The 26,482-nt window shown below is 74.4% G+C and carries 19 protein-coding genes; 6 read left to right on the top strand and 13 right to left on the bottom strand.

Translation table 11 applies throughout. The features are described 5' to 3' along the window. Positions 1-26 precede the first annotated feature (26 nt). Genes AB0F77_RS06770 through AB0F77_RS06790 form a run of 5 tightly spaced genes read right to left on the bottom strand, consistent with a single transcriptional unit; the run spans position 27 to position 7,946 of the window. Positions 27-635 carry an ATP/GTP-binding protein gene (locus AB0F77_RS06770; protein WP_361942604.1) on the bottom strand — a complete coding sequence of 203 codons (609 nt, stop codon included), beginning with the start codon at positions 633-635 and terminating at the stop codon, positions 27-29. After that, a complete protein-coding gene (locus AB0F77_RS06775) occupies positions 616-4,233 on the bottom strand; it encodes a hydantoinase B/oxoprolinase family protein (RefSeq protein ID WP_361942607.1) in 3,618 nt (1,205 codons plus the stop codon). The genes AB0F77_RS06770 and AB0F77_RS06775 overlap by 20 nt, the downstream gene beginning before the upstream one ends. 24 nt (positions 4,234-4,257) lie before the next feature. Then, positions 4,258-4,653 (bottom strand): DUF742 domain-containing protein, encoded by a 396-nt coding sequence (locus AB0F77_RS06780; RefSeq protein ID WP_361942610.1) that lies wholly within the window; start codon positions 4,651-4,653, stop codon positions 4,258-4,260. A gap of 9 nt (positions 4,654-4,662) precedes the next feature. Further along, positions 4,663-5,094: a roadblock/LC7 domain-containing protein gene (locus AB0F77_RS06785; protein ID WP_361942613.1), complete on the bottom strand. Its 432-nt coding sequence runs from the start codon at positions 5,092-5,094 to the stop codon at positions 4,663-4,665. Next, on the bottom strand, positions 5,091-7,946 hold the full coding sequence (locus AB0F77_RS06790) for a nitrate- and nitrite sensing domain-containing protein (protein ID WP_361942616.1): 2,856 nt from the start codon (positions 7,944-7,946) through the stop codon (positions 5,091-5,093). Before AB0F77_RS06790 ends, AB0F77_RS06785 begins: the two co-directional genes overlap by 4 nt. Before the next feature lie 419 nt (positions 7,947-8,365). Between AB0F77_RS06790 and AB0F77_RS06795 the strand changes: the two genes are divergently transcribed. Next, positions 8,366-8,908 (top strand): hypothetical protein, encoded by a 543-nt coding sequence (locus AB0F77_RS06795; protein ID WP_361942619.1) that lies wholly within the window; start codon positions 8,366-8,368, stop codon positions 8,906-8,908. 33 nt (positions 8,909-8,941) lie between these two features. Here AB0F77_RS06795 and AB0F77_RS06800 read toward each other — a convergent pair whose 3' ends face one another. The 4 genes from AB0F77_RS06800 to AB0F77_RS06815 all read right to left on the bottom strand — a co-directional run bounded on the left by AB0F77_RS06800 (position 8,942) and on the right by AB0F77_RS06815 (position 16,976). Then, a complete protein-coding gene (locus tag AB0F77_RS06800) occupies positions 8,942-13,612 on the bottom strand; it encodes a hypothetical protein (protein WP_361942622.1) in 4,671 nt (1,556 codons plus the stop codon). A gap of 37 nt (positions 13,613-13,649) precedes the next feature. After that, positions 13,650-14,525, bottom strand: a complete 876-nt coding sequence (locus AB0F77_RS06805) for a hypothetical protein (RefSeq protein WP_361943464.1) — start codon at positions 14,523-14,525, stop codon at positions 13,650-13,652. A gap of 109 nt (positions 14,526-14,634) precedes the next feature. Further along, entirely contained in the window at positions 14,635-16,161 is a 1,527-nt protein-coding gene (locus tag AB0F77_RS06810; protein WP_361942625.1) for a hypothetical protein, read from the bottom strand. 107 nt (positions 16,162-16,268) lie between these two features. Then, complete coding sequence (locus AB0F77_RS06815; RefSeq protein WP_361942628.1) at positions 16,269-16,976, bottom strand: GntR family transcriptional regulator; 708 nt, start codon at positions 16,974-16,976, stop codon at positions 16,269-16,271. A gap of 137 nt (positions 16,977-17,113) precedes the next feature. Between AB0F77_RS06815 and AB0F77_RS06820 the strand changes: the two genes are divergently transcribed. Genes AB0F77_RS06820 through AB0F77_RS06840 form a run of 5 tightly spaced genes read left to right on the top strand, consistent with a single transcriptional unit; the run spans position 17,114 to position 21,518 of the window. Beyond that, the gene (locus tag AB0F77_RS06820) at positions 17,114-18,433 is read left to right on the top strand and encodes an MFS transporter (RefSeq protein ID WP_361942631.1); all 1,320 of its coding nucleotides are present in this window, start codon (positions 17,114-17,116) and stop codon (positions 18,431-18,433) included. A 14-nt stretch (positions 18,434-18,447) separates the two neighbouring features. Further along, positions 18,448-19,260, top strand: a complete 813-nt coding sequence (locus AB0F77_RS06825) for a putative hydro-lyase (protein WP_361943467.1) — start codon at positions 18,448-18,450, stop codon at positions 19,258-19,260. A 19-nt stretch (positions 19,261-19,279) separates the two neighbouring features. Then, the gene (locus tag AB0F77_RS06830; protein ID WP_361942634.1) at positions 19,280-20,038 is read left to right on the top strand and encodes a 5-oxoprolinase subunit PxpA; all 759 of its coding nucleotides are present in this window, start codon (positions 19,280-19,282) and stop codon (positions 20,036-20,038) included. Next, positions 20,035-20,652, top strand: coding sequence for a 5-oxoprolinase subunit PxpB (gene pxpB, locus AB0F77_RS06835; RefSeq protein ID WP_361942637.1), 618 nt, complete (start codon positions 20,035-20,037; stop codon positions 20,650-20,652). Before AB0F77_RS06830 ends, pxpB begins: the two co-directional genes overlap by 4 nt. Then, positions 20,649-21,518 carry a biotin-dependent carboxyltransferase family protein gene (locus AB0F77_RS06840; RefSeq protein ID WP_361942640.1) on the top strand — a complete coding sequence of 290 codons (870 nt, stop codon included), beginning with the start codon at positions 20,649-20,651 and terminating at the stop codon, positions 21,516-21,518. Before pxpB ends, AB0F77_RS06840 begins: the two co-directional genes overlap by 4 nt. A gap of 4 nt (positions 21,519-21,522) precedes the next feature. On the opposite strand, the gene AB0F77_RS06845 is transcribed toward AB0F77_RS06840, so the two are convergent. The 4 genes from AB0F77_RS06845 to AB0F77_RS06860 form a co-directional block, all read right to left on the bottom strand. After that, a complete protein-coding gene (locus AB0F77_RS06845) occupies positions 21,523-22,371 on the bottom strand; it encodes an SGNH/GDSL hydrolase family protein (RefSeq protein WP_361942643.1) in 849 nt (282 codons plus the stop codon). Then, positions 22,368-23,627: a glycosyltransferase gene (locus AB0F77_RS06850; protein ID WP_361942646.1), complete on the bottom strand. Its 1,260-nt coding sequence runs from the start codon at positions 23,625-23,627 to the stop codon at positions 22,368-22,370. The genes AB0F77_RS06845 and AB0F77_RS06850 overlap by 4 nt, the downstream gene beginning before the upstream one ends. Next, positions 23,624-24,751 carry a glycosyltransferase family 1 protein gene (locus tag AB0F77_RS06855; protein ID WP_361942649.1) on the bottom strand — a complete coding sequence of 376 codons (1,128 nt, stop codon included), beginning with the start codon at positions 24,749-24,751 and terminating at the stop codon, positions 23,624-23,626. The genes AB0F77_RS06850 and AB0F77_RS06855 overlap by 4 nt, the downstream gene beginning before the upstream one ends. A 139-nt stretch (positions 24,752-24,890) precedes the next feature. Beyond that, positions 24,891-26,309: a HEAT repeat domain-containing protein gene (locus AB0F77_RS06860; RefSeq protein ID WP_361942652.1), complete on the bottom strand. Its 1,419-nt coding sequence runs from the start codon at positions 26,307-26,309 to the stop codon at positions 24,891-24,893. Positions 26,310-26,482 lie beyond the last annotated feature (173 nt).

Here is a 26,482-nt window from a genome sequence, read left to right on the forward strand (position 1 = left end):
GCGGGGGTACGGGCCGTGTCCGCGCCTCAGGTCGTGACGGCGGCCCGCCGGCGCCGGGCGCCCTGGTCCATCGCGTGCTGGACGACGCCGATCAGGACGTTCTTGACGGAGGCGCGGTCACGGGCGTCGCAGAGCACGACCGGGACGTCCGTGTCGAGGTCGAGGGCGCGGCGCACGTCCTCCTCGGGGTAACGGGCCGCTCCCTCGAAGCAGTTGACGCCGACGACAAACGGTATGGAGCGCCGCTCGAAGTAGTCGACGGCGGCGAAGCAGTCCTCCAGGCGGCGCGTGTCGGCGAGCACCACTGCGCCGAGGGCGCCCTCGGACAGCTCGTCCCACATGAACCAGAACCGCTCCTGACCGGGTGTGCCGAACAGGTACAGCACCAGGTCCTCGCGCAGGGTGATGCGGCCGAAGTCCATGGCCACGGTGGTGGTGTGCTTGCCCTCCACCCCGGTGGTGTCGTCGAACGGACGTCCGACCTCGGTGAGCAGCTCCTCGGTGCGCAGCGGCCGGATCTCACTGACCGCGCCCACGAGGGTGGTCTTGCCCACCCCGAAGCCGCCGGCCACCAGGATCTTCAGCGTGACGGGCTCGACCGGGAGCTTCCCGCGCTCAGAACGCCCGAAGGTCATCGGATTCTTCTCCTGCTCGATGGGGTTCGGCGGACGGCGGCCCGTAGCCACCGCCGCCGGGGGTTTCGACGACAAGTACATCGCCCGGGCCGACGTCCGCCGAGTCGCTGCCGCCGAGGTGGCTCACCGTGCCGTCGGCACGTTCCACGCGGTTGGCGCCGAGCGCGCCGGGAGCGCCGCCCGCCATGCCGTAGGGCGGGACGCGGCGGTGCTGCGAGAGCGTCGAGACGGTCATGGGTTCGAGGAACCGGATGCGGCGCACCGCGCCGTCTCCGCCGCGCCAGGCACCGGCGCCGCCGCTGCCGTCGCGGACGGCGAACTCGTCGAGCCGCACGGGCAGCCGCCACTCCAGGACCTCGGGGTCGGTGAGCCGCGAGTTCGTCATGTGGGTCTGCACGACACTCGCGCCGGGGAAGCCGTCCCCGGCGCCCGATCCGGAGGCGACGGTCTCGTAGTACTGGTGGCGTTCGTTGCCGAAGGTGACGTTGTTCATCGTCCCGGAGCCCTCGGCCTGGACGCCGAGTGCGGCGTAGAGGGCACCGGTGATGGCCTGGGAGGTCTCGACGTTGCCGGCGACGACCGCGGCGGGCGGCCGGGGGGCGAGCATCGAGCCGGGAGGGACGACGATGTCCAGGGGGCGCAGGCAGCCGTCGTTGAGGGGGATGTCGTCGTCGACCAGGGTGCGGAAGACGTACAGGACGGCCGCGTTGACGACGGAGAACGGCGCGTTGAAGTTGGTGGCGAGCTGGGCGGAGGTGCCGGTGAAGTCGATGGTCGCGCGGCGTGCCTCGCGGTCCACGCGCACGCGGACGCGGATGGTCGCGCCGGAGTCGGTCTCATAGGCGTACTCGCCGTCGTCGAGGGCGTCGATGACCCGGCGGACGGCCTCCTCCGCGTTGTCCTGGACGTGCCGCATGTACGCCTGTACGACGTCGAGCCCGAAGTCCTCGATCATGTGGGCGACCTCGTCGACGCCCTTGCGGTTGGCGGCGATCTGGGCGCGCAGGTCGGCGAGGTTGGTCGCGGGGTTGCGGGAGGGGTGGGCCGCCCCGGTGAGCAGGCGGAGGGTCTCGGCCTCGCGGAAGCGGCCGTCCTCGGCGAGCAGCCAGTTGTCGAAGAGGACGCCCTCCTCCTCGATGGTGCGGCTGTCGGCGGGCATGGAGCCGGGCGCGATGCCGCCGATCTCGGCGTGGTGGCCGCGGGAGGCGACGTGGAAGAGGACGCGGTCGCCCCGCGAGTCGAACACGGGCGTGATCACGGTGACGTCGGGCAGGTGGGTGCCGCCGTGGTAGGGGTCGTTGACGGCGTAGGTGTCGCCGGGTCGCATGGTGCCCGCGCGGCGGCGGACGACCTCCTTGACGCTGGTGCCCATCGAGCCCAGGTGCACGGGGATGTGCGGGGCGTTGGCCACCAGGTTCCCGTCCGGGTCGAACAGGGCGCAGGAGAAGTCCAGGCGTTCCTTGATGTTGACGGACTGGGCGGTGGACTCCAGGCGGGCGCCCATCTGCTCGGCGATGGACATGAAGAGGTTGTTGAAGACTTCGAGGAGAACCGGGTCCGCCTCCGTGTCCAGGTCGGAACTCTCCGTGACCGCCGCGCGTTCCATGACCAGGTGCCCGTCGTCGGTCGCCGCGGCCCGCCAGCCGTCGTCGACGACGGTCGTGGCGCTGGCCTCGGTGATGATCGCGGGGCCGGTGACGGTGTGGCCGGGGGGCAGGTCCTCGCGGCGGTGGAGGGGGACGTCGCGCCGGGCGCCGCCCGTGTGGAGGCGGACGTGCTCGGGGTCGGCGGTGCGGCCCTCGTAGGGGGCGAGGGCGGAGAGATCGGGGGGCGGGGTGACGCCGGTGGCTTCGACGGAGAGGGCTTCGACGACGACCGGGCGGTCGAGGGTGAAGGAGTAGGTGGCGCGATGGCGTTCTTCGAAGGCGTGCCGCATGGTGTCGGGCTCGGTCAGCTCGACGGTGAGGGTGGTGTCGGTGCCGTCGTAGCGGAGCTGGGCGCGGCGGGTGACGCGGATGCGGTCGGCCGGGACGTCCTCGGCGAGGAGTTCGCCGCGGGCCGCGCTCTCCAGGTCGTCGGCGGTCCTGCGGACGGCGGGCATCGAGGCGGCCTCCAGGGGCGCCTCGACGGACTGTTCGCGCATGGCCGTGGTGTCGGCGAGGCCGATGCCGAGGGCGGACAGGACACCGGCCATGGGCGGGACGAGGACGGTGCGGATGCCGAGGGAGTCGGCGACCATGCACGCGTGCTGTCCGCCCGCCCCGCCGAAGGTGGTGAGGGCGTAGCGGGTGACGTCGTGGCCCTTCTGGACGGAGATCCGCTTCACGGCGTTGGCGATGTTGGCGACGGCGATCCGCAGATAGCCCTCGGCGACCTGCTCGGGGGTGCGGTCGTCGCCGGTCCGCTCGTGGATGTCGCGGGCGAGGGCGGCGAAGCGGTCCCGGACGAGCGTGTCGTCGAGGGGCTGGTCGCCGTCGGGTCCGAACACGCGCGGGAAGTGGGCGGGCTGGATCCGGCCGAGCATGACGTTGGCGTCGGTGACGGTGAGCGGTCCGCTGCCGCGGTAGCAGGCGGGTCCGGGGTCGGCGCCGGCCGAGTCGGGGCCGACGCGGTAGCGGGAGCCGTCGAAGTGGAGCACGGATCCGCCGCCGGCCGCGACGGTGTGGATGTCCAGCATGGGGGCGCGCAGCCGGACGCCGGCGATCCGTGTGGTGAAGACGCGTTCGTACTCGCCCGCGAAGTGCGAGACGTCGGTGGAGGTGCCGCCCATGTCGAAGCCGATGACGCGGTCGAACCCGGCGAGCTGCGACATGCGGGCCATGCCGACGATGCCGCCGGCCGGCCCGGACAGCACGGCGTCCTTGCCGCGGAACTGACCGGCCTCGGCGAGCCCCCCGTTGGACTGCATGAACATCAGCCGTACGTCCCGCAGTTCGTCGGCGACGTGCTGGACGTAGCGGCGCAGCACGGGCGAGAGGTAGGCGTCGACGACGGCGGTGTCCCCGCGCGGGACGAGTTTCATGAGGGGGCTGACCTCGCTGGACAGCGAGATCTGGGGGAAGCCGGTGCGGGCGGCGAGTTCACCGATCGCCTGTTCGTGCGCCGGGTGGAGATGGCTGTGCAGACAGACGACGGCGACGGCGCGGATCCCGTCGTCGTACGCCTCCTGGAGCGGCCCCCGTAAGGCGTCGAGGTCGGGGGCGTGCAGCACGGTGCCGTCGGCCGCGATGCGCTCGTCGACCTCGACGACGCGTTCGTAGAGCAGTTCCGGCAGGTCGATGCGGCGGGCGAAGATGCGGGGGCGGTTCTGGTAGGCGATGCGCAGGGCGTCACGGAAGCCGCGGGTGACGACGAGGAGGGTGCGTTCGCCCTTGCGTTCCAGGAGGGCGTTGGTGGCGACCGTGGTGCCCATCCGGACGGCCTCCACGGGCCCGTCGGAGCCGCCGAGGAGTTCGCGTACGCCGGCGACGGCCGCGTCGGCGTAGCGGGCGGGGTTGTCGGAGAGCAGTTTGTGCGTGAGCAGGCCGCCGTCCGGACGGCGCGCGACGATGTCGGTGAAGGTACCGCCCCGGTCGACCCAGAACTGCCAGCCTGTCACGTCACACTTCCGATTCCGCGCCGCTCACAGCGCCCGGAGGCCGTTGATCACGTCGCGCAGAATACTCTCGTCCGGCAGTTCCGCCGGGGGAACCGGCCGCGTCACATGGACGAGTTCCGCGGCGACGAGGTCTCCGACGAGGACGCGCACCACTCCGACGGGCAGATCGAGCTCCGCGGCGAGCTCGGCCACCGACTGCGGGGTGTCACGGCAGAGCTCGACGATGTCGACGTGCTCGGGGGACAGCGTCGGGTCGGCGCCCGGATCGTCCACATGGGGTTCCGTGACGACGACCGCGATCAGGTCGAGTCGGTGCTGGTCCGGACTGGTCGTGCGGCCGCGCGTCATGGCGTACGGACGCACGACCGGTCCGGCCTCGTCGTCGAACCAGTGGCTGCTCGGCTGATCCTCTCCGCTCATGCCATCCCACTACCCGCCCAGGGTCGGATCGGTGCGCGGGGCCGCCCCCAGATGTGCACCGACCCGCTTCACGAGGAGGGTCATCTCGTAGGCCACCTGGCCGACGTCGGAGTCGGCGTCGCTGAAGACGGCGAGGCAGCTGCCGTCGCCCGCCGCGGTGACGAACAGGAACGCCTCGTCGAGCTCGACGACGGTCTGCCGCACGCTGCCCGCCTCGAAGTGGCGGCCCACGCCCTTGGCGAGGCTGTGGAAGCCGGAGGCGACGGCGGCAAGATGCTCGCTGTCCTCCCTGGTCAGGTCCGTGGAGGCGCCGATGGCCAGGCCGTCGCCGGAGAGCACGACGGCCTTGCGGATGCTGGCGACCCGGCTCACGAGATCGTCGAGGAGCCAGTTCAGCTCGCCGTTGTTGCTGAAGTGGCCAGCGGCCTGCGGTGCGGTCATCGACCGTCTCCCTTAGTCGTTCCTGGTGCTGCGCCGTCATGGGTCGTCTCGCCCGCGGCGTTCTCCTCGCGGCCGCGCTTCCAGCCGCGCTGGAGCGAGGCCATACGGTTGCGCACTTCGTCCGCGTCGCGCTCCGCGGGGGGCGTCTCGCGCGCGGGGCGCCGTTCGGGGTCCTTGCGCAGCTGCGGTGCCAGATGGGACTGGCGTACGCGCTTGGGCAGGGGGACCATTCCGGCCGGCCGCTCCCCCGGGGCCCGGCCGGTCTCCTGGGGGGTGTCGCCGGGGGCGGGTGTGTCGCCGCCGCGGTCGCCGCCGGACGGGGTCGCCGAGTGGCGGGTGCGCTGCGGGAGGGCGGGCGGCTCTCCGTCGCCGGGGTGGTCGGCGGCCGGTCCGTCGGCGGCGCGCGGTGCGGCGCCGGTGCGGCGACGGGACGGCAGCGGGGCGAGGGTGTTCCCGTCGGAGCCCCCGGAACCGTCGGTGCCGTTCGTGCCGTCGGTGTGGGTCCCGGGCTCCGTGTCCTGCTCGCCGTCCGGGGTGTGCCGGCCGGTGACGGGCCTGCCGTGCGAGCTGACCAGCTTGGGCGCGCGGCGTCGGGGCAGCGGCACGGGAGCGTTGACGTGTTCCCCCGCGCCGTGTGCATCCTCGTCGTCGGAGGCGTCGGAGGGGCGCTGGTGGAACTCGCCGAGCCGAGCGGGCGCCGTGTCGTCGGTGCGGGTGCGCGGGCGGCGGGGGCGGAAGAGTCCGCCGGCGCTGTCCTCGTCGCCGAGGGCGCCGGGGAACGCCTCGACGGCGTCCAGGCCGGTGGGCGCCTCCAGTTCGACGGGCCCGTCGAACGGGGAGGCGGGACCGGGGATGTGCAGGGGTATGGGCGCCAGGCCGCTGGTGCGGCCCTCCTCCGTCGTGCCGGCCCTGGCGAGGTGGTCCTGGTCGATGCGGAAGCCGAGCCCGTTGGTGTCCGGTACGTCGTCGCTCAGCAGCACGTCGGGGATGAAGACGACGGCGGTGGTGCCGCCGTAGGGCGAGGGCTGGAGGGAGACGCGGACGTTCTGGCGCTGGGCGAGGCGGCTGACCACGAACAGGCCGAGCCGGTCGGTGTCGGAGAGCTCGAACTCGGGGGTCTCGGCGAGCCGGAGGTTGGCGTCGAGCAGCGCCTCGGCGGCCAGGCCGAGACCGCGGTCGTGGATCTCCAGGGTGAAGCCGTTGGCGACCCGTTCGCCCAGGACCTGGACGGCGGTGTGCGGCGGGGAGAACACCGTGGCGTTCTCCAGGAGCTCGGCGACCAGGTGGGTGATGTCCGCGACGGCGGGGCCGGTCACGGCGACCCGCGGCAGCCGGCGGACCTCGATGCGCTCGTAGTCCTCGACCTCGGCGACGGCGGCGCGGACGACGTCCATCAGCTGGACGGGTTTGCGCCACTGCCGGGAGGGCGCGGCACCGGAGAGGATGACCAGGCCCTCGGCGTGTCGCCGCATCCGGGTGGTGAGGTGGTCGAGTCGGAAGAGGTCCGCGAGTTCGTCGGTGTCCTCGGTCCTGCGCTCCATGGTGTCGAGCAGGGTGAGCTGTTTGTGCAGCAGGACCTGGCTGCGGCGGGCGAGGTTGACGAAGACGTCGGAGACGCCGGAGCGCAGTTCGGCCTGTTTGACGGCCGCCTCGACGGCGGCGCGCTGGAGGGTGTTGAGCGCCTGGCCGACCCGGCCCATCTCGTTCTTGTCGTACTCCAGCAGCGGGGCCTCGGTCTCGACGTCGACCTCTTCGCCCGCGGACAGCCGGCGCATCACGCTGGGCAGCCGGACGTCGGACGCCTCGTGGGCCTCCTGGCGCAGCCGGCGCAGGTCACGGACGAGGCCCCGGCCGACGCGTATGGACAGGACGACCGAGAGCAGCAGGGCGACCAGGCCGAGGACACCGGCGACGGCCGCCTGGGCGATCACGCGCACCGCGACGGGGTGGATCCGGTCCTGGTGGCGGTCGGCCGCCCGGTCGTCGAGGCGGCGCAGTGCGTCGAGGGCGTTGCCCGCGGTGGTGTCCCAGCTCTTGGCGTCGACGCCGCGCGGCGTGCCGCCTCCCGCGTCGGCGACGGCCTGCTCGGCCGTGCGCAGCGGTGCGGAGGAGGCGTTCTTCCAGAACTGGGCGTAGCGGTCGCGGTCGGCGGCCGGCAGCAGCGGCAGGTTGATGTCGTAGAGGAGGGTGCGCTGGGCGGCCAGGTCGGAGACGTCGCGGGTCTCCTCGCGGGTGAGGTCGCCGACCACGAGGGCGGAACCTAGCGACGCGTCCTCGCGGGACAGGAGTTCGCGGGCCCGGCTGAGGTTGACGAGGGCGCGGGCCTCCTGGTCCAGGCCCGCGTCGTCGACGCCGTCGAGGCCGGTGAGCAGGGCGAAGCAGGGGTCGACGACCCGGTTGTAGAGGTCGAGGGCCTGGGCGCGGCGGAGCGTGCCCTGGTCGACGCCGCGGCGCAGGGAGGCGAGGCCGTCGAGGGCGTCGAGGACCGCGGTGAGGCGTTGCCTGTCGCCGCCGTCGAGGTCGTCGCGGACCTCGGGGTCCCCGGCGTCCTTGCGGATCTCTGCGACGGCCTCGTCGGTGGCGCTGCGGGTGCGGCTCAGGGCGTCCTGCGCGTCGGAGGCGCGCGGGTCGGCGAGGTGGACGAGGGACTGGCGGCGTTCCTGCTGGAGGACGCGGACCGTGTCCTCGGTGGGGTAGCCGATGCCCTCCACGACGTGCGACACGCGGAAGAACCGGGCGACCTCGCGTCCCGTGAGTACCGTCGCGAAGCCCCAGATGGCGGTCAGGGACACCAGCGGCACGAGAAGCAGCGCCACGATCTTCCGGCGTACCGACTTCCCGCGAAAGCGCATGCCCTCCCCCAACTCGCCCCCTTCGGACGGGGGTACACATGTCCGTCAACAAACGGCGTGAGCCTACTACCGCCCCACGGTCAACTCGAAGACCCGTCCGGAAGATGAACTTCCGCATCGTCGGGGTGACATACCGAGTTGTCCGGTCATTGCGGGAGATGGACACCCGGGTTCCGGCAACCGGGACGGGGACGAACGCGTCCAGAACGGTGAAGTGGTTGGCTGGATTTATTCGCCTGTCGGGAATCTTCGTGACGCTTCGTTCGTCCTTCATCACGGGAACGGGGGCGGAATCGGCCACAGGAGCCGTGTCGCGCCTCCTGGCGGCGTAAATCAGCGCAAGCCGGGCAGCCACTGGGGAGTCGGTGTCTTCGGGCACCGGGAAGAGCGGTCGGCCGGCGGTGGGGAGTGACACGGTGATGGGCACGGCGGAGCGGCACGTGGCAAGGGGAGACGCCAGGACGGGGCGCCCGGCGGCGCGGTGGAGTCCGGAGGTGCCGGCTCTCGGCATTCCGGCACAGGGACGCGGCGCGGAAGCGGACGAAGCGGGCGCGGAGCCCCGGGCGGCGGCCTACAGACCGCTGTGGGTCGAGGAGCCGGCCCGGCGCCGCCGGCTGCCCGATCCGGTGCGTACGGCGGCGGTGCGGGCGGTCCTCATCATCTCCGTGACGCTGATCCAGGCCGTGACCGCGTTCCTGTGCACGCTGGCCGGGTCGTGGCTGGCGTTCCCCATGGTGATCAGCAGTGTGGCCAGCACGGTGGTGGCCACCTGGGGTGTGCTGGACGTCTGGGTGACCCGTCAGGTGTGGAACCAGCGCAACGGGGTGGTGTCGGAGCCCAGCAGCACGGCACGGACCCTGCGCCGTGAGCGCCGGTACGCGCGGCGCCAGGCGCGCGCGGCCGAGCGGGAGCGGGAGCGGATACGCCGGCGGGGCGGCACCGGTCAGCTGTCCCACCCCTGAGTCGGGACCGCGGTGAGCGGCCGGGGGACACCGTCACCCGCCGCCGCTCACCGTCGGCTTCCTGAACATCCGCGTCGCCGTGATCTCGCTGTGCGCGGCCTCCCCCGCGGCGGTCTCCCGGGGCAGGCCGGGCCGGAGGTGCTCCTCCACGCTGATGTACTTCAGGCCCGCCCTGAGGTCGGCGTCGTTGCGCAGCCGGATGACCAGGGGGAATTCCGCCAGCGCGGTGGTGTCGAACAGACCGGTCGTGTAGAGCAGTTGCACACCGAGCGCGTCGGACACGGCTCGCTGGAGCTCCAGCAGATAGGTGGCGTTGGCCCGGCCGATCGGGTTGTCGAGGAACAGCGTGCCGGCGTGGCGGTGCTTGTCCCGGCCCCGGTCGTTCGACCGCAGGGCGGCCATCGTGCAGTACAGGGCGATGGCGGCGGTGAGCAGCTGGCCGCCGGAGAACACGTCGCCCATCTGTCCGACGGGCACGCGTTCCGCGCGCAGCACCGCGTCGGGCTTGAGGATCTCCACGGCGACGCCCCGGGGCTGGAGTGCCGCCGCGACGCCCCGGAGCAGCAGGGACATCCCGTCGCGCCGCAGGTCGGAGTTCTTCTTCACGGCGGCCCGGGTCGCCTCGTCGATCACCTCGCCGAGGCGTTCGGTGAGCGTGGCCTGGTCGGGTTCCTCGAAGCGGATGCGCAGGAACTCCTGCCCCGACCACTCGCCGAGCCCTTCGGGCAGCCGGGAGAGCCGCTGTGCGGAGCGCAGGGTGGCCAGCGCCGATTCGACGAGCCCGCGCAGTCGGTCCACGATCGAGTCGCGGTTGCGCTCCAGCTGGGCCAGTTCGTCCGTCAGCACCCGCAGCCGGGGGGCGAAGGCGTCCGCCCACTTCTGGGCGTGCTCGGAGAGCGCGGAGGCGGGCAGTTCGCGGATCTGCTGCCGGGCGGGGGTGCGGACCTGTTCGAAGCGCGTGGAGTTGGCGTGCCGGACCAGTACGTCGCCGGCCTCGCGCACGGCGGCCTCGGCTGCGGACAGGTCGGCGGCGCAGCCGCGCAGTGAGCGGCGGGCCTCGGCGGCGGCCTGCCGGGCCTCCTCCGGGCTGCCGGCGTACGGCTCGGGCTCCTCCTGGTCCTCGTCCGGGGTGTGTTCGCGCAGCAGGTCGCGGAGCATGGCGGCGAGCTCGTCGAAGCCGCCGGCCGCGTCCTCGGCGGCCCGGTGGCCGTCGAGCAGGTCCGCGTGGGCGTCGCGGGCCTGGGCCAACGCCTCCGCGCGGGAGGCGAGTTCGGCCGTCGCGGTGCGCAGCAGGGCCTGGGCGTGCTCGGCGTCGCGCGGGAGCAGTTCCTCGGGCAGGTCGGTGTGTGCCGCGCCGTCCTCGGGGGCGTGCCGCTCGGCCTCGCCGCGCAGTCGCCCGAGCTGTTCGCTCGCGGTGGACATGCGGGTCTCCAGGAGCTGGACCAGTTCCTCCGCGCGGGCGGCGGCGGCCTGCCGGGAGGGCCCGTCGGCGCCCTCGGGCGACTGGAGGAGCTGTTCGGCGCGGGTGCGGACCTTGTTGCTGAGGCGGTCGAGTTCGGCGCGGGCCGCGCTCTCGTCGCTCTCGGCGCGGGCCTGCTCGGCGCGCAGGTCGGCGCCGACGCCGACCTTCTCGTAGACCTGGGAGGCCGCCCGGTACGCCTCGCGGAGGGCGGGGAGGGAGGACTCGGGGGCGTCCGTGCCGTCGTCCGGTACGTCGTCGGGGGCGCCCGCGATCTCGGCGCGCTCGGCGCGCAGGGTGCGGGCGGTGCGGCGGGCGTCGTCGGCGGCGCGCTGGACGGCACGCCGGTCCTCGTCGGCGGCGCGGGCGCGTTCCAGGCAGGACTGGGCGCGGGCCTCCGACTCGGCGGCCTCGTCGGCGAGTTCACGCAGCTTGGCCTGCCAGCCGGAACGTTCGCGCAGCCGGAAGGCGAGTCCGGCGAGGGCGTCGGCGGCCCGCCGGGCCTTCTGCGCGCCCTCCTGCCGCTCGTCGCGGACCTGGGCGGCCTCGGCCGCGACCTCGTCGGCCTCGGCCCGCACGGTGCGCGCCTCGGCGAGTTCGGCCTCGGCCTCCTCGGCGAACACTCGCGCGTCGCGGGCGGCTCCGGCGAGTTCGACGAGGCGGCCCGCGGGGCAGCCGGTGCGCCAGGAGGCGAGGCGGGCGGCGAGTTCGCGGTCCTTGCCGAGCCGGGCGGCCAGGGTGCGGATCTCCTCGTCCCGCGCGGTGGCCCGCGCGCGCAGGGCCCGCCGTTCCTCGTCGGCGGCGTGCTCGTCGTGCATGGCGGGGTTCGGCGGTACGAGGAACACGTCGCCGTCGGCCGTGTCGCCGGCCGGGGCGGGTGCGAGCAGGGCGGCGGCGGTGCCGACGGCGACGGTGGAGCGGGGCAGCAGGGCGGCGTCACCGAGGGCACGGCGGGCCCGCGCGTGGGTGTCGGGGTCGGTGATGATCACGCCGTCGACGAGTTCGGGGCGGGCGGCGAGGACCCGCGCGTGGTCGACGGGGTCGACGGCCTGGGCGAGGTAGCGCCAGCCGGGCAGCGCGGGGATGCCGTGCTCGCCCAGGAACTCGACGGTGGCGAGGACGTCGGGGCCGGCCGGCAGCAGTCCGCCGTCGCCGAGGGCGCCGAGGATGCGGGAGTCGTCGGCGGCGGCGGTGCGCAGGTCGAAGAGCTGCCGTTCGGCGGAGGAGACGGACTCGTCGAGCAGTTCGCGCAGTTCGTCGGCGAACCGGTCCAGGTCCTCGGGAGACATGGGGTTCTCGTCGGCGGGCCGTCCGGTGCCGGGGTCGGCGGGGGTGCCGTCCCGGACGGGGTCGTCGTCGGCTCCGGTGCGCGGGCCGGGCAGGGCCCCGGCCCGTACCGCGCCGGGCAGGCCCAGCAGTTCACCCAGGCGCTCCTCCCCCGCCAGCGCCTCCGCCAGGCGGTGTTCCGCCTCGTGGGAGCGTTCGGCCGCGGCGGCGGCGTCCGCCGCGCGGGCGGCCGTCAGTTCGGCGCGGGACTCGGCGGAGGCGGCCTCGCGGGCGTGCTCGGTCGCCTTCCGCGCGGCCTCGCGGGCCTCGTCCCAGGCGGCGACCGCGGTCTTCTCGGCGTCGCTGGCGGCGAGGGCGGCCCGCGCGGGGTCGGCGTCGGGGGCGCTGTCGTCGAGCCAGCCCGCGCGCACCGCCTCGGCGGTCTCCTGCTCGACCTCGCCGAGCCGCTGGCGCAGGTGCCCGATCTCGCTGCGGGCGCGCTGTGCCTCGGTGGCGGCGGCGGTCGAGTCCCGGTACGCGGCCTCGCCGGTCTCCTGGAGCGCGGCCGAGCGTTCCTCCTCCTCGTTGGCCAGGGCCTCGGCGCTCCCGACGGCCGTGTGCAGGGCCCGTACGAGGTCGACGGCGGCCTTGGCGCGGGCGGCGAGGGCGGGAGCGGCGTCCCGTTCGGCCTCCTGGATCGCGGCGGCCACGCGGGCGACGCGGTCGGCGGCGGCGCGGTGGCGCAGCACGGCCTCGGCGGCCTGCCAGGCGGAGTGCAGGGTGCGGGCGTCGGCGAGTTCGCGCTTCTGCGCGGTGGCCGTCCGCTCACCGGCGGCGAGGGCGAGCGAGGCGTGCCGGTAGGCGAGTTCGGCGGCGATCAGGGCGCTGCGCTCGCGGGCGGCCTCGGAGTGGGTGACGGCGTACGCGGCGGCGGTGACGCGCTGGGCGAGGTCGGCGGCGCGCACCCGCTCGCGCACGCCCCGCGAGGACAGCCGCCGCGCCAGCGTGCGGGTGCGGCGTTCGGCGCCGGCGTGGATGTCGCGGGCGCGGGCCCGGACGTCGGCGGCCTCGACGATCCGGCCGAGCAGGTCGACCGAGCCCGCCGTGAAGTCGCGTTCGGCGATGAGTTCGGAGCGGCGGCCCAGTTTGTTGCCGAAGCCGCCGACGAGGTCGGCGAGTCCGTCGGTGTCCCGGGTGTCGGTGACCGCGCGCAGCAGCAGGTCGGTGAAGTCGGAGTCCTTCTTGACCGCGAAGAGGCCGGCGGCCTCGCCCTCGTCGGCGTTCATCTCCCGCTGGTAGCGGAAGAGTTCGGGGTCGAGCCCGAGGTCGCCGAGGTGCTCGGTCCAGCGGTCGTGGATCTCCTCCCAGTGCACTTCGAGGTGCGGGTAGGCCTTGCCGGCCTCGGTGAAGGCGTCGCGGAAGCCCTTCATGGTGCGGCGCCGGCCCTGGGCGCCGGACTGGCCCTCGACGGGCGGGCGCACGGCGGTGGACTCGGCGACGGGGAGGTTGTCGAGGCTGAGCCCCGGGCCGGGCCGGAAGGAGTACCACGCCTCGGCGAACTTGCGGGGGTCGTTGGAGACCTGGCGGCCGCGCCACTCGCTGACCTTGCCGACGACGACGCACTCGCCGGTGAGGGTGTGCTGCCACTCCAGGGCGACGTGCCCGCAGTCGTCGGCGAGCAGGAACTTGCGCAGCACGCCGGAGCTGGCGCCGCCGAGGGTGTTGCGGTGGCCCGGGAGCATCACGGAGAAGATCAGCTTGAGGAGCACGGACTTGCCGCCGCCGTTCTCCAGGAAGAGCACGCCGGCGGGCGCGGGCCGACGGGGCGGACCGGTGGGCTCCTCCTCGAAGAACTCCGCCTGGGTGGGGGCGGGGTCGGGTACCGGTTCGCCGACGCCCCGCAGGTCAAGCACGGTGTCGGCGTAGCGCGCACCGGCGGGACCGATGGAGAAGAGGCGGACCCGGGACAGCTCGTACATGGCGGACTCTCGTAAATCTGTGTCAGATCAGGGGGGTTCAGGAGTGGAACGGCAGTCCGGCGTCGGCCACCAGGTCCAGGTCCTCGGTGTCGTCGGCGGCCAGCAGACTGGCCGTGCCGTCGGTGACGGGGACGACGCCCAGGTCGAGGAGTTCGGCCATGGCGGCGCTGCCGGCCATGTCGCGGACCTGGAGCTGGTAGCGCGCCGTCGTGCGGTACGTGCCGCCGTTCTCGTCGCCGGTTCTCTGGAGGAACCCGGAGTCGGTGAGGAACGCGGCGGCCTTGCCGACGATGCCGGTGGTCGAGCCGGCGAGTCTGCGGGCGTCCTTGGTGGCGCCGGTCGCGCTGCGGCGGGCCCAGATCCGCCAGGCGGCCTCCAGGCCGGGGGCCTCGGTGGCCGGGTCGGTGTTCTCGCCCTGTTCCTCGGCCCGTTCCTCCAGGCGCCGGCACGCCTGCCGGACGAAGGAGTCGACGCCGTTGACGGTGATGCGGCCGATGTAGCCGTCGTCGGCCAGGTCCTCGGGGCGCGGGAACGCGAGGGCGGCGACGGCGAGGTGGGCGAGGCCGTGCAGGAAGCGGTCGCCGCCGTCGGCGGAGGTGCGGCGTGCGTAGTCGCCCATGCGGACGGCGAACACCGAGTCCTCGGCGGCGGTGACGGCCATGCCCGCGCGCGGGGAGACCTCCAGGACGACCAGGCCGAGGCCGGCGGCGACGGCGTCGGCGAGCCGGGCGAAGGGCGGGTCCTCGCGGTGGCGGCGCAGCAGTTCGGTGTACTCCTGGTCGCGCGCGGGCTGGAGCTTGGGCTGGAGGCCGAAGGCGACGAGCCGCGCGGCGTCGGCGACGTCGGCGGGGGTGAGTGCGGTGCTCGCCGGCGCGGCGGGCTCCGGCTCGCTCCGGTCGGCGTGCTCGGTCACGGACACGGCCTCCTTGCGCTGGGGATCGGCGGTCATGGCAGCGCCCTCGGGGCGCGGGGTCCGGGGCGGCCCGCCCCGGTCGGGCGGCGGCGTCCCGGCTGCGGATTCGTCATGCCGCCTCCGTCCGGTCCGCCGCCATGCCGGCCGCGTCCAGGAGGGCCGTGCCGACGATGAGGTCGGCGCCGCCGAACTCGGGGTCGTCCAGCTCCGTCCCGTCGTCCACGGCGAACAGCAGTTTCTCCTCGCCCTGGCGGTAGGCCGTGCCGACGGGCGGGCTCGCCGCGTGGACCGCGAGGAGGGCCACCAGGTACGGCAGTTCGGGGTCCCGGCGCCGGGCCTCGGCGAGCAGTCCCGACAGCCGGCGCGGGGCGTCGGCGGGCAGGTCGAGGAGTTCACGCGCGGCGGCCAGCTGCTCCTCGCTGAACCGGCTGTCGTCGGGCGTGGCGATGAGGTCGGGCTCGGGCATCTCGGCGCCCAGGTGCTCACGCTCGACGGGCGGGGTGAGCAGGATCTCGACGAGGTCGGCGACCCGCACGGACACCGGGGTGCGCAGGCCGGTGCCGCGCGCGAAGAAGGCGTCCGTCACCCGGGTGGCCCGTTCCAGGGGCAGCGGGAGGACGGGGGCGACGAGGTGGCCGTAGAGGTCGATGCCGGAGGTGGTCAGGGGGGTGGCGAACGCCTGCCGGTCCTGTTCCGCGCGGAAGAGGGGGCCGGCCTCCAGGAGACGGGACTGGAGCTGGGTATGGCGGCGGATGCAGTCCTTGACGATGTCGACGAGTTCGGCGGCGCGGCGCTTGTGCTCGGTGTCCTCGGTCTCGTCACGGGCCCTGCGGATGTTGGTGAGGATCGCGTTCTCGTGGCGGTAGCGGTCGGCCACGTGGTCGAGGGCCTCGGCGATCATGTCGGGCACGGTGTTGAGCCAGTCGACCGCGCGGACGTTGCGCCGGGTCGCCTCCAGGGCGCGGCGCAGGGTCTCGGAGTACTGGACGGTGCGGTAGCGGGCCTGTTCGGCGGCGAGCTGGGCGTCGGCGAGGCGGCCGCGGTTGATCAGCACCTCCAGTTTGACCTCGGCGGCGATCTGGGCGCTCGTGACGTCGGTGTCGAGGGCGCCGACGAGGACGTTGACCGCTTCGTCGGTGGTCCGGAGGTAGACGGTGCCGCCGGGGCCGGGGACCTCTTCGATCAGCTTGAAGTCGTAGTCCCTGCGGACGTAGGTGCCGTCGGGGGCGAAGGTGCCGTAGACGGCGCGGAAGCCGCGGTCGACGCTGCCGACGTTGATCAGGTTCTCCAGGACCCAGCGGGCCACGCGCTCGTGCTCGGCGACGGGGCGGTGCGGGGCCTGGGCGGCGACGCGCGGGAGGAGCCTGGCCACTATCTGGTCGTGGTCGGCGCCCGTGTCGAAGTCCATGTTGAGCGTGACGAGGTCGATGGCGGCGAGGGCGACCTCGGCCATGCCGTACACCGAGTACTCGCCCGCGAGATTGGCCTTGCGGGCGTCCAGGTCGTGCAGCGGCGCGGTGCACGCGAGCGCGCGCAGCCGCCGCGCCAGCCCCTCATCGGCGGCCGGGCCCGGTGCCGGGCGCGGCCCCGCGCTGAGCTGGGGCGGAACGCTGTCCGTCGGTGCAGGCGAAGTCACGGTGCACAGACTAGGTCCTCGGTCCGACAACGACCCAAACACCACGGATCGACTCCCGCCGGACCTCCCCGGCCGGCGAACCCGTGTGCGGGTCGCCGGCGGGGCCGTCAGGGCTGGGCCGGCGCGTCCTCGCCCACTCGGCGGCGGTAGACCTCGACCACGCGGTCCAGGGAGTCCTTGAGGTAGTGGTCGAGGAGCTTCTCCGCGCCGGGGCGGTCGCCGGCCTGGAGGGCGTGGAGGATCTGGCGGTTGCGGGTGAGGTACGGCTCGTGGAGGCGGCGCGGGTCGTCCACGACGTGGAAGGCGAGGCGGAGTTCGGCGAAGACGCTGCGCATCAGCTCGTCGGTGCGTTCGCTGCCGGCGAGGGCGACGAGCTCCCGGTGGAAGTGGATGTTGGCCGTACCCACCGCTTTCCAGTCATTCTCGACCGCGGCCGACTGCCCCTCGGTGACGGCCGACGCCAACGCGTCCAGGGCGTAGGGCGGTTCCGCGAGCCCCCGTACGACGGCGCACTCGACGAGCGAGCGGGTGCGGTAGATGTCCTCGACGTCCTCCACGGTCAGGACCCGGACGAACACCCCCCGGTTGAGCTCGTGGACGAGCAGGCGCTCGTGGGTGAGCAGCCGGAACGCCTCGCGCAGCGTGTTGCGGGAGACGCCGAGCGCCCCGCCGATGCTGTCCTCCGACAGCCGGGTGCCTGGCGGGAAATAACCCTCGGCGATGCGGCTCCTGAGGATGTCGGAGACGCGTTCCGCGGTGCTCGTCCGCCCGAGGAGGGCACGGTCGTCGGCCAGTCCCGCCAGCTGCTCTGCCATGCCCGGAATTCAACCGCAGACACAAGAACGAAACAACATGGGTATTGAGGGATCGTTGAACGATCCTCTACGGTGCTCCGCACGGCACGACACGGCTCAGTCCCCGCACCCTCCCGTCCCTCAACTGCGAGGTGCCCATGAGCTCGACCCCTCCACCGCAGGCCCTGTCCACCGGCACACCGTCCGACGCGCGTGAACGCACCGGCGACGACGGCGCGTTCGGCTGGCTGCACGACCTCGGCCCGCGCGGCCGCCGCGCGTTCACCGGCGCTTTCGGCGGATACGCCCTGGATTCCTACGACTACTTCACACTGCCGCTCAGCATGGTCGCGCTGGCCGCGTACTTCGGCCTGGACAGCGGCCAGACCGGCCTGTTCACCACCGTCACGCTGGTCGTCTCCGCGATCGGCGGCGCCGCGGCCGGTGTCGTCGCGGACCGCTTCGGCCGCGTCCGGGCCCTGATGATCACGGTGATCACCTACGCCGTGTTCACCGTGGCCTGCGGCTTCGCACCCAACTACGAGACCCTGCTGGTCTTCCGGGCCCTCCAGGGCCTCGGCTTCGGCGGCGAGTGGGCGGTCGGCGCGATCCTGGTCGCCGAGTACGCGAGCGCGAAGCACCGGGGCCGTACGCTCGGCGCGATCCAGAGTTCCTGGGCCGTCGGCTGGGCGCTGGCCGCCGTCGTCTACACGCTGGTCTTCTCGCTGCTCGGCGACGACCTGGCCTGGCGCGTGATGTTCTGGACCGGCGCGCTGCCCGCGCTCCTCGTGGTGTGGATGCGCCGACGCGTACAGGACGCGCCCGAGGCTACGGCGGTGCGCGAACGCAGCGAGCGGCGCGGCTCGTTCACGGCGATCTTCCGGCCGGGCCCGGCGGGCACCCGGGGCATGCTGTGGACGACGGTCTTCGCCGGTCTGCTCTCCACCGGCGTCCAGGGCGGCTACTACACGCTGGCGACCTGGGTGCCGACGTACCTCAAGAGCGAGCGCGGTCTGTCGGTCGTCGGCACGGGCGGCTATCTGTCCTTCCTGATCTCCGGCGCGTTCCTCGGCTACCTCACCGGCGGCTACCTCACCGACCGGCTGGGCCGGCGCCGCAACATCTGGCTGTTCGCCCTGCTGTCGGCGGTCTGCATCCTGGCGTACGCCAACATCCCGGACGGCGCCAACACCCTTCTCCTGGTGCTCGGTTTCCCGCTCGGCTTCTGCATGTCGGCCATCTTCAGCGGCTTCGGCTCCTATCTGAGCGAGCTCTACCCGACGGAGCTGCGCGGCACGGGCCAGGGCTTCACGTACAACACCGGACGCGCGGTGGGCGCGATCTTCCCGACGCTGGTCGGCTTCCTGGCCGACAGCTGGGGCGTGGGCGGCGCGCTGGTCTTCGGCGCGATCGGCTACGGCATCGCGGCACTGGCGCTGCTCGGGCTGCCCGAGACGCGCGGGAAGGAGCTGGCGTGAACGGCGCGCACCGCATGGAGGACCGTCCCCTGACCCTGGTCGACGCACACGCCCACGCGTGGAGCCCGCAGGGCGCGAGGGCCCGCTTCAGGGCGGGCCTCTCGGGCCCCACGGCCGGGGTCGCGGCGGGCCACACCCAGGCCAACCTGATCTCCGTCCCCGCCGACTGGGCCTACGACATGCTGCTGTTCTGCCAGCGCAATCCGAAGCCCTGCCCGGTGCTCGACGTCACGGACGCCGGTTCCTGGACGACGGTGCTCGCGCCCGGCGCCGACCTGCGCACGGATCTGCCGCGCTACCGGGTGTGGCGCGACGGCGAACTGGCCGGGGAACCCACGGACGTGCGCGCGCACTGGCGGGACGACCTGGTGTCGTTCCTGCTCGGGTGCAGCTTCACCTTCGAGTGGGCGCTGTCCCGGGCGGGCGTGCCGATCCGGCACGTCGAGCAGGGCCGCAACGTGCCGATGTACGTGACCGACCGGCAGTGCAGGCCCGCGGGCCGGGTGCGCGGACCGATGGTGGTGTCCATGCGCCCGGTGCCGCCGGAGCACCTGCGGGCGGCGATCCGGGAGAGCAGCCTGCTCCCCGCGGTGCACGGCAGCCCCGTGTACTGCGGCGACCCCTCGGGGCTCGGCATCGCCGACCTCGGCCGTCCCGACTTCGGCGACGCGGTGACCGCGGAACCGGACGACATCCCGGTGTTCTGGGCCTGCGGGGTGACACCGCAGGCCGCGGTGATGGCCTCGCGGCCGCCGTTCGCGATCACCCACGCACCGGGACAGATGTTCCTCACCGACGCCCGCGACGAGCAGTACCGCGTGGCCTGAAAGGAGACTCGGAAGACCCATGACGTCGATCGATCTGAACGCCGACCTCGGCGAGGGCTTCGGCCGCTGGCGGCTGACCGACGACGAACGGCTCCTGTCCGTCGTGACCAGTGCCAACGTGGCGTGCGGCTTCCACGCGGGCGACGCGGCCACCATGCGGCGGGTGTGCGACCTGGCGGCCGCGCGCGGGGTGACGATCGGGGCGCAGGTCTCCTACCGCGACCTGGCCGGGTTCGGGCGGCGCGCGATGGACGTGCCGCCCGCCGAGCTGGCGGCCGAGGTGGCCTACCAGATCGGCGCCCTGGAGGTCTTCGCCCGCGCGGCCGGGGCGCGCGTCGGCTATGTGAAGCCGCACGGCGCGCTCTACAACCGGGTGGTGCGCGACGAGGAGCAGGCCGCGGCGGTGGTCGACGGGGTGCTCCTCGCCGACGCCGCGCTGCCCGTCCTCGGACTGCCCGGCTCACGGCTGCTCGCCCTGGCGGAGAAGGCCGGGCTGCCGGCCGTCACCGAGGCGTTCGCGGACCGCGCGTACACCGACGCGGGCACGCTCGTCCCACGCGACCGGGACGGCGCGGTGGTCACCGACCCGGACACGGTCGTGACGCGCTCGCTGGACCTGGCGCGCTCCGGCGCGGTCACCGCGCACTCCGGGGCGCGCATCGCGGTGCGCGCCCGCTCGCTGTGTCTGCACGGCGACACCCCGGGCGCGGTCGACCTGGCCCGCCGGGTGCGGGAGCGGCTGGTGACGTCGGGCGTGCGGGTGGAGGCGTTCGCATGAGAGTGCTGCCTGTCGGCGACGGCGCGCTGCTCGTCGAGGTCGCCTCGGTGCGGGAGGCGCAGGCCCTGCACGCGGAGCTGCTGCGCCGCCGCGCGGAGGGCACGCTGTCCGTCCGTGAGATCGTCCCCGCGGCGCGCACGGTCCTCCTGGACGGCCTGGCCGATCCCTCCGGCTGGGCGGCCGAGCTGACCGCCGCCCGGCCGCCCGCCGTGTCCGTCCCCCCACGCGCGGCCGTCGAGCTCCCGGTGCGCTACGACGGCCCCGACCTGGCCGACGTCGCGGCGCACTGGGGCGTGTCCGAGCGGGAGGTGGCCGAGGTGCACGCGGCCACCCCGTTCACCGTCGCGTTCTGCGGGTTCGCCCCCGGTTTCGGCTATCTGACCGGCCTTCCGGACCGCTACGACGTACCGCGCCGGGCGACTCCGCGCACGGCGGTCCCGGCGGGGTCCGTGGCCCTGGCCGGCCCCTACACGGGTGTGTACCCGCGGTCCTCGCCGGGCGGCTGGCAGCTGATCGGCACCACGGACGCGGTGCTGTGGGACCCGGCGCGCGTGCCGGCCGCGCTGCTGTCGCCGGGGACCCGGGTCCGCTTCGTGCCGGCGGGTGCGGCATGACGGACCGCGCGCTGGTCGTCGTACGGGCCGGGGCGCTGACCACGGTGCAGGACCGGGGGCGTGGCGGGTACGCCCATCTCGGTGTGCCGCGTTCCGGGGCGCTGGACGCGCCGGCGGCGGCGCTCGTGAACCGGCTCGTCGGCAACGTGCCCGGTGCCGCCGTCCTGGAGACGACCCTCGACGGCTGTGCGCTGCGCCCGCGTTCGACGGTGACCGTGGCGGTCGGGGGCGCCCCCTGCCCGGTCGCGGTGGCCGGGCGGCCCGCCGCGTGGGGGGCACCGGTGGTGGTGCGGGCGGGCGAACTGCTCGACGTGGGGCGCTCGGTGGCGGGAGTGCGGTCGTACGTGGCCGTCAGCGGCGGGGTCGCCGTGGAGCCGGTGCTCGGCAGCCGCTCCACGGACCTGCTGTCCGGGCTCGGTCCGCCGCCGCTCGCGGACGGCACGGTGCTGCCCCTGGGCAACGTCATGGGCCCCCGCGCGCGCGTGGACGTCGCCCCGCAGCCGCGTCCGCCGGCCGAACTGGTGCTGCGGGTCGTGCTCGGCCCGCGCGACGACTGGTTCACGCCCGCCGCCGTACGGGAGTTCACGTCCCGCGCGTACCGCGTGTCCTCGGCGAGCAACCGCATCGGGCTGCGCACGGAGGGGCCCGCGCTGGAACGGGCCAGGACCGGCGAGCTGCCCAGTGAGGGCATGGTCCTGGGGGCCGTGCAGGTGCCGCCGGACGGGCGTCCGGTGGTGTTCCTGGCCGACCACCCGACCACCGGGGGCTACCCGGTGGTCGCGGTGGTCCGCGCCGCCGACCTGCCGGCGGCCGCGCAGGCGGTATCGGGAACCCCGGTCCGCTTCCTGGCCGTACGCCGTCGCTGAGCCTTCACGCGGCGTCCGGCCGTTCCGTCACCGCCAGGGCGGCCAGCGCCGCCGAGACCGCGTGCGCGGTGCGCAGGTCAAGCCGGGCGCTCGTGCCCCGCGCGCGGTGGCGCAGCTCGTCGACCGCCAGTCCGAGCAGTTGCGGCAGCAGGTCGGTGCAGCGGCGCAGCACCCAGGCCGTGCCGGCGGTGGCCAGCCACCACAGGCTCGCCCTCCGCGTGGGCACGCGGAACTCCGGCTCGGGCCGGGGCACCGACCCCGTCGCCGTGCCGGTCTTGCACAGCAGGGCGTGGAAGCGCACCGCGAGCTGCCGGTGGCCGCGCTCGCTCGGGTGCAGCCGGTCCGCGCTCCACATGGCCCGGTCGGTGAGCCACTGGTCGTCCGCGGCGTGCAGGTGCACGGCGCCGTACCGCTCGGACAGCGCGTGCACCACCGCGTTGACCGCGCGCTGCCGCCGGGCGAGCGGACGGGCCAGGGCGCCCGGCAGTCCCAGCATCGAGCCGGGGTCCGGCAGGCAGGCGGTGAGCAGGACCGCTCCCCGCGCGGTGAAGGTCGCGTAGACCTCGTCGAGCCGGGCCGCCACCGCGTGGATGTCGAACGTGCAGCGCAGCGTGTCGTTGACGCCGATGACGACGGAGACGACGTCCGGGTCGAGCTCCAGGGCGGCGTGCGTCTGCCGCTCCAGGACGTCCCGGGTCTGCGCCCCGCTGACCGCGAGGTTGGTGAACTCCACACGGCCGTGCGAGAGCCCGGGCGACAGCAGTGCCGCCCAGCCGCGCCACCCGTCGCCGACGGGGTCCCCGACGCCCTCGGTCAGCGAGTCGCCGAGCGCCACGAACCGGACGGTTCTCATGCCACGCCCTCCGGCACGACGCGACGGGACGGTGCCGACGCCTCACCGGCGCCGGAACGGGACGTGAGCGACGCGTCGTGCTCGTCGGAACGCGACGCCGCCGCGGCGGCGTCCTCCGGGCGCACCAGCACCGTCGTGTCGTGCGCCGCGAGGAACGCCTCCACCGCGGTGCCCCAGCCGAAGCACTCGGCCCGCGCGCGGGCCGCCTCGCGGCGGTCGGCCTCCGCACGCTCCAGGAGCGTCTCGACGGCGTCCGCGAAGGCGTCCCCGCGGTCCGCCGCGGTGGCCCCCGCGGACCCGATCACCTCGGGCAGGGCCGACGAGGCGCTGGCCACCACCGGCGTCCCGCAGGCCATCGCCTCCAGCGCGGCGAGCCCGAAGGTCTCGGCCGGCCCGGGAGCCATGGCCACGTCGGCGGACGCCTGGAGCGCGCCGAGCAGCGTCCGGTCGGCGACGTGCCCGAGGAAGCGCACCGGCAGCCCGCGCTCGCGCGCCCGCTGCTCCAGCCGCCCCTTGAGCGGTCCGTCGCCGGCCACGACGAGCTGCACCCGCCGGCCGCGCCGCACCAGGGACTCGACGGCGTCGAGGGCGGTGCCGGGCCGCTTCTCCACGGACAGCCGCGAGCACATCACGAGCAGCGCCTCGTCCGCCCGCGCGTGGCGTGCCCGCAGACCGGGGTCGCGCAGCGAGGGGTGGCGCACCGTCAGGTCGACGCCGAGCGGGGCGCGCACGACGTTGCGGGCGCCGATCCGCACGAACTCGCGCTCGGCGAACTCGGTGGTGCACACCACCCGCGAGTAGGTGTGCGCCGTACGGATGTTGAGGGCGTCGGCGGCCCGCCGGGAGAGGTTCTCGGACAGGCCCCAGGTGCGCAGGACGCCGTCGGCGGTCTCGTGGGAGACCATCACGGCGGGCACGCGTGCCCGGCGGGCCCAGCGGCCGGTCCACCGCAGCGTGGTGCGGTCGGACACCTCCAGGCGGTCGGGGGCCAGCTCCTCCAGGAGGGCGGCGACACGGTTCTTGTCGACGAGGACGCGGTAGCCGCCGGTGCCGGGCAGCAGCGGTCCGGGCAGGGTGATGACCCGGCCCTGCTCGGTGTCCTCGTCGGCGTACGTCTCGCCCGGCACGATCAGCACGGGCTCGTGACCGGCCGCGCGGAAGCCCCTGCCGAGCTCGCGCAGGGCGGTGCGCAGTCCGCCGGAGGCCGGGGCGACGAAGTTGGCGAGGCGGACGATCCGCAGCGACTGGCCGCTCATGCCGCCACCACCGCCCGGCGCTCGGCGAGCACGTCCTCGTAGTGGTGGATCAGCTGGTCGACGACGGCGCCCCAGGTGCGGCCCTCGACGGTCGCCCGCGCGGCGGCGCCGTAGGAGGCCCGCAGCTCGGTGTCGGCGGCGAGCCGCGCCACGGCGTCCCGTACGGCGGCCGCGTCGCGCGGGGGCACCAGCAGACCGGTGCGGCCGTGGTCGACGAGGTCGAGCGGGCCTCCGGCTGCCGGGGCGACGACGGCGACGCCGCTGGCCATGGCCTCCTGGACGGTCTGGCAGAAGGTCTCGAAGGGGCCGGTGTGGGCGAAGACGTCGAGCGAGGCGAAGATCCGCGCGAGGTCGTCGCCGGTGCGGCGGCCGAGGAAGACCGCGCCGGGCAGCGCCTCGGTCAGATGCGGCTGGCTGGGCCCGTCGCCGACCACGACGACACGCACGCCGTCGAGGCCGCAGACGCCGGCCAGCAGCTCGACGTGCTTCTCCGGGGCGAGCCGGCCGACGTAACCGACGATCAGCTCGCCGCCCGGGGCGAGTTCACGCCGCAGCGCCTCGTCGCGCAGCTCGGGCCGGAAGCGCGCGGTGTCGACGCCACGCGGCCACAGCCGCACGCGCGGCACACCGTGCGACTCCAGGTCGTCGAGGGCTGCGGTGGAGGGGGCGAGGGTGCGGTCGGCCGCCGAGTGGACGGACCGGATGCGCCGCCAGGCCGCCGCCTCGCCGGCGCCCATGTAGGTGCGGGCGTAGCCGGCGAGGTCGGTCTGGTAGACGGCGACGGCGGGGATGCCGAGCCGGGCGGCGGCGGCCATGCCGCGCACGCCGAGGACGAAGGGGCTGGCCAGGTGGACCATCTCGGCGCGGTGCTCGACGAGGGTCGCGGCGAGGCGTCGGCTGGGGAGCGCGACACGGACCTGGGGGTAGCCGGGGAGCGGGAGGGACGGGACGTGGACGACGGGGCACGGCACGGACGCGTCCGGCTTGTGGCCGGGGGCGGGGGCCGGTGCGACGACGAGGGGGGCGTGACCGCGATCGACGAGGTGCCGGACGGTCTGGAGCGCGCAGTGGGCCACGCCGTTCACATCGGGGGGAAAGGATTCGGTCACGATGACGACACGCATACCGGTGTTCTCGCCGCGCTGGACGTGGCCGCGTCAACGTGGATCTTTCCGGCCGGGGAACGTCCCATGAGCGTTGCGCTGTACACCCGGGCAGGTCAGACCGTGTCCACACCGTCCTGACCCGTGAGTCACCCGCCGTTCACGCGCCCGGCCCGTCCGGTGCGATACGGCTGCGCACCGCCGTCTGGACCTCGGCTTCCTCGGCCGGATCCGCGGCGAGCCGGCGCAGCCGTTCCACGACGCGCGCGTCTCCCGTCTCGGCGTGCCGGGCGGCGAGTTCGCGTGTGGTTTCCTCGCAGTCCCACAGGCATTCGACGGCGAAGCCCGCCGGGAACAGCGGATCGGTGGCGGCGAGGGCCTGCGCGGCCCTGCCGCGGAGATGGGACGAGGCCGTCTCCCGGTACACATGGCGCAGAACGGGCGCCGCCTGGACGATGCCCAGTCGGCCCGCGCCGTCGACGAGCGTCCACAGGGTCGGCGCGTCGGGGCCCTCGCTCCGCACGGCCTCGCGCAGGGCGCCGAGGACCAGGCCGCTGTCGCGGGTCGCGCCCCGCAGGGCGAGCACCCGGCCGGCGGCGGCGCCGAGGGCGTCGGACCGGTGGGCCCAGCGGCGGGCCCGTTCCACGGCGCCGACGCTGCGCATCCGTTCGAAGGCGTCGACGGCGGCCTCCGCGACGATGCCGCCGCCGTCGTGGACGGCGGCCTCGATCAGGTCGAGGGCCTCGGGGTCGTTGCCGTCGCCGAGGTAGCGCAGGGCCGTGCAGCGGGCCCCGTCGGTTCCGGTCCGGGCGGCGTGGACGATTTCCGGCCGGTCCTCGGGTCCGGCGACGGCGACGAGACAGCGGGCGGCCGGCACGTGCAGCGCGGCACCGCGTTCGATGCCCTGCTGGGCCCAGTCGAAGACGGCCCGCACGCTCCATCCGGGCCGGGGCCCGGTGGAGCGCAGCTGCCGCTGCCAGCGGTCGAAGCAGCCGGCCTCGCGCGCGGCGCGCACGCGGGCGGCGATCGGTTCGCGCGGGTCCTCGGCCCACAGCCGCCAGGGCCGGGGCTCGAAGGCGTCGCGCACGGCGGTGACCAGTTCGGCCTCGCCCTCCGCGTCGGTGGGGAACCTGGCCAGGACGGGCACGGCCAGGGCGCGCAGGCCCGCGTCGTCGTCGCGCAGGGCGAGTTCGTCGAGGGCCCAGGCCCAGTTGGAGCCGCGCGCGGCGTAGCGGCGCAGCAGCAGGAGCGCGTCCCGCCGACCGTAGGAGGCGAGGTGTCCGAGGACGGCCAGGGCGAGCCCGGTGCGGGACTCCTCGGTGTCGAGGGCGTCCTCCGGGTCGAAGAGGTGGGCCTCGACGGCGTCCAGTTCGCCGCCCAGGTCGAGGTAGAGCCGTGCGTAGTAGAGCGAGCGGTTCTCGACCTGCCAGTCGTGGCGGGGGTCCCGCAGGACGCAGTGGTTCAGTGCCGCGAGCGCCTCGGCCCGCGGGGCGGTGAGCGCGTGCAGGGTGCCGTCGCCGCGCCCGCGCTGGAGCAGGCCGAGCAACGTACCGCTGGGCGCTATGACCGGATCGAACATGGGAAACAGCCTCACATCAAGCGTCGACGCAACCGGGGAACACGCACTACCTGGCCGCGTGACACAACGTCGGGGCGCCCGCCGTCTTCTGCTTGCTGTAGACCATCTTCCACTGCCTCTCGTCTGTGGCCCATGCGGACCGATCACGGCCCGCGCGGTGCGGCAACACCTGC

Source organism: Streptomyces sp. NPDC026672 (genome assembly GCF_040638185.1).
GTDB lineage: Bacteria > Actinomycetota > Actinomycetes > Streptomycetales > Streptomycetaceae > Streptomyces.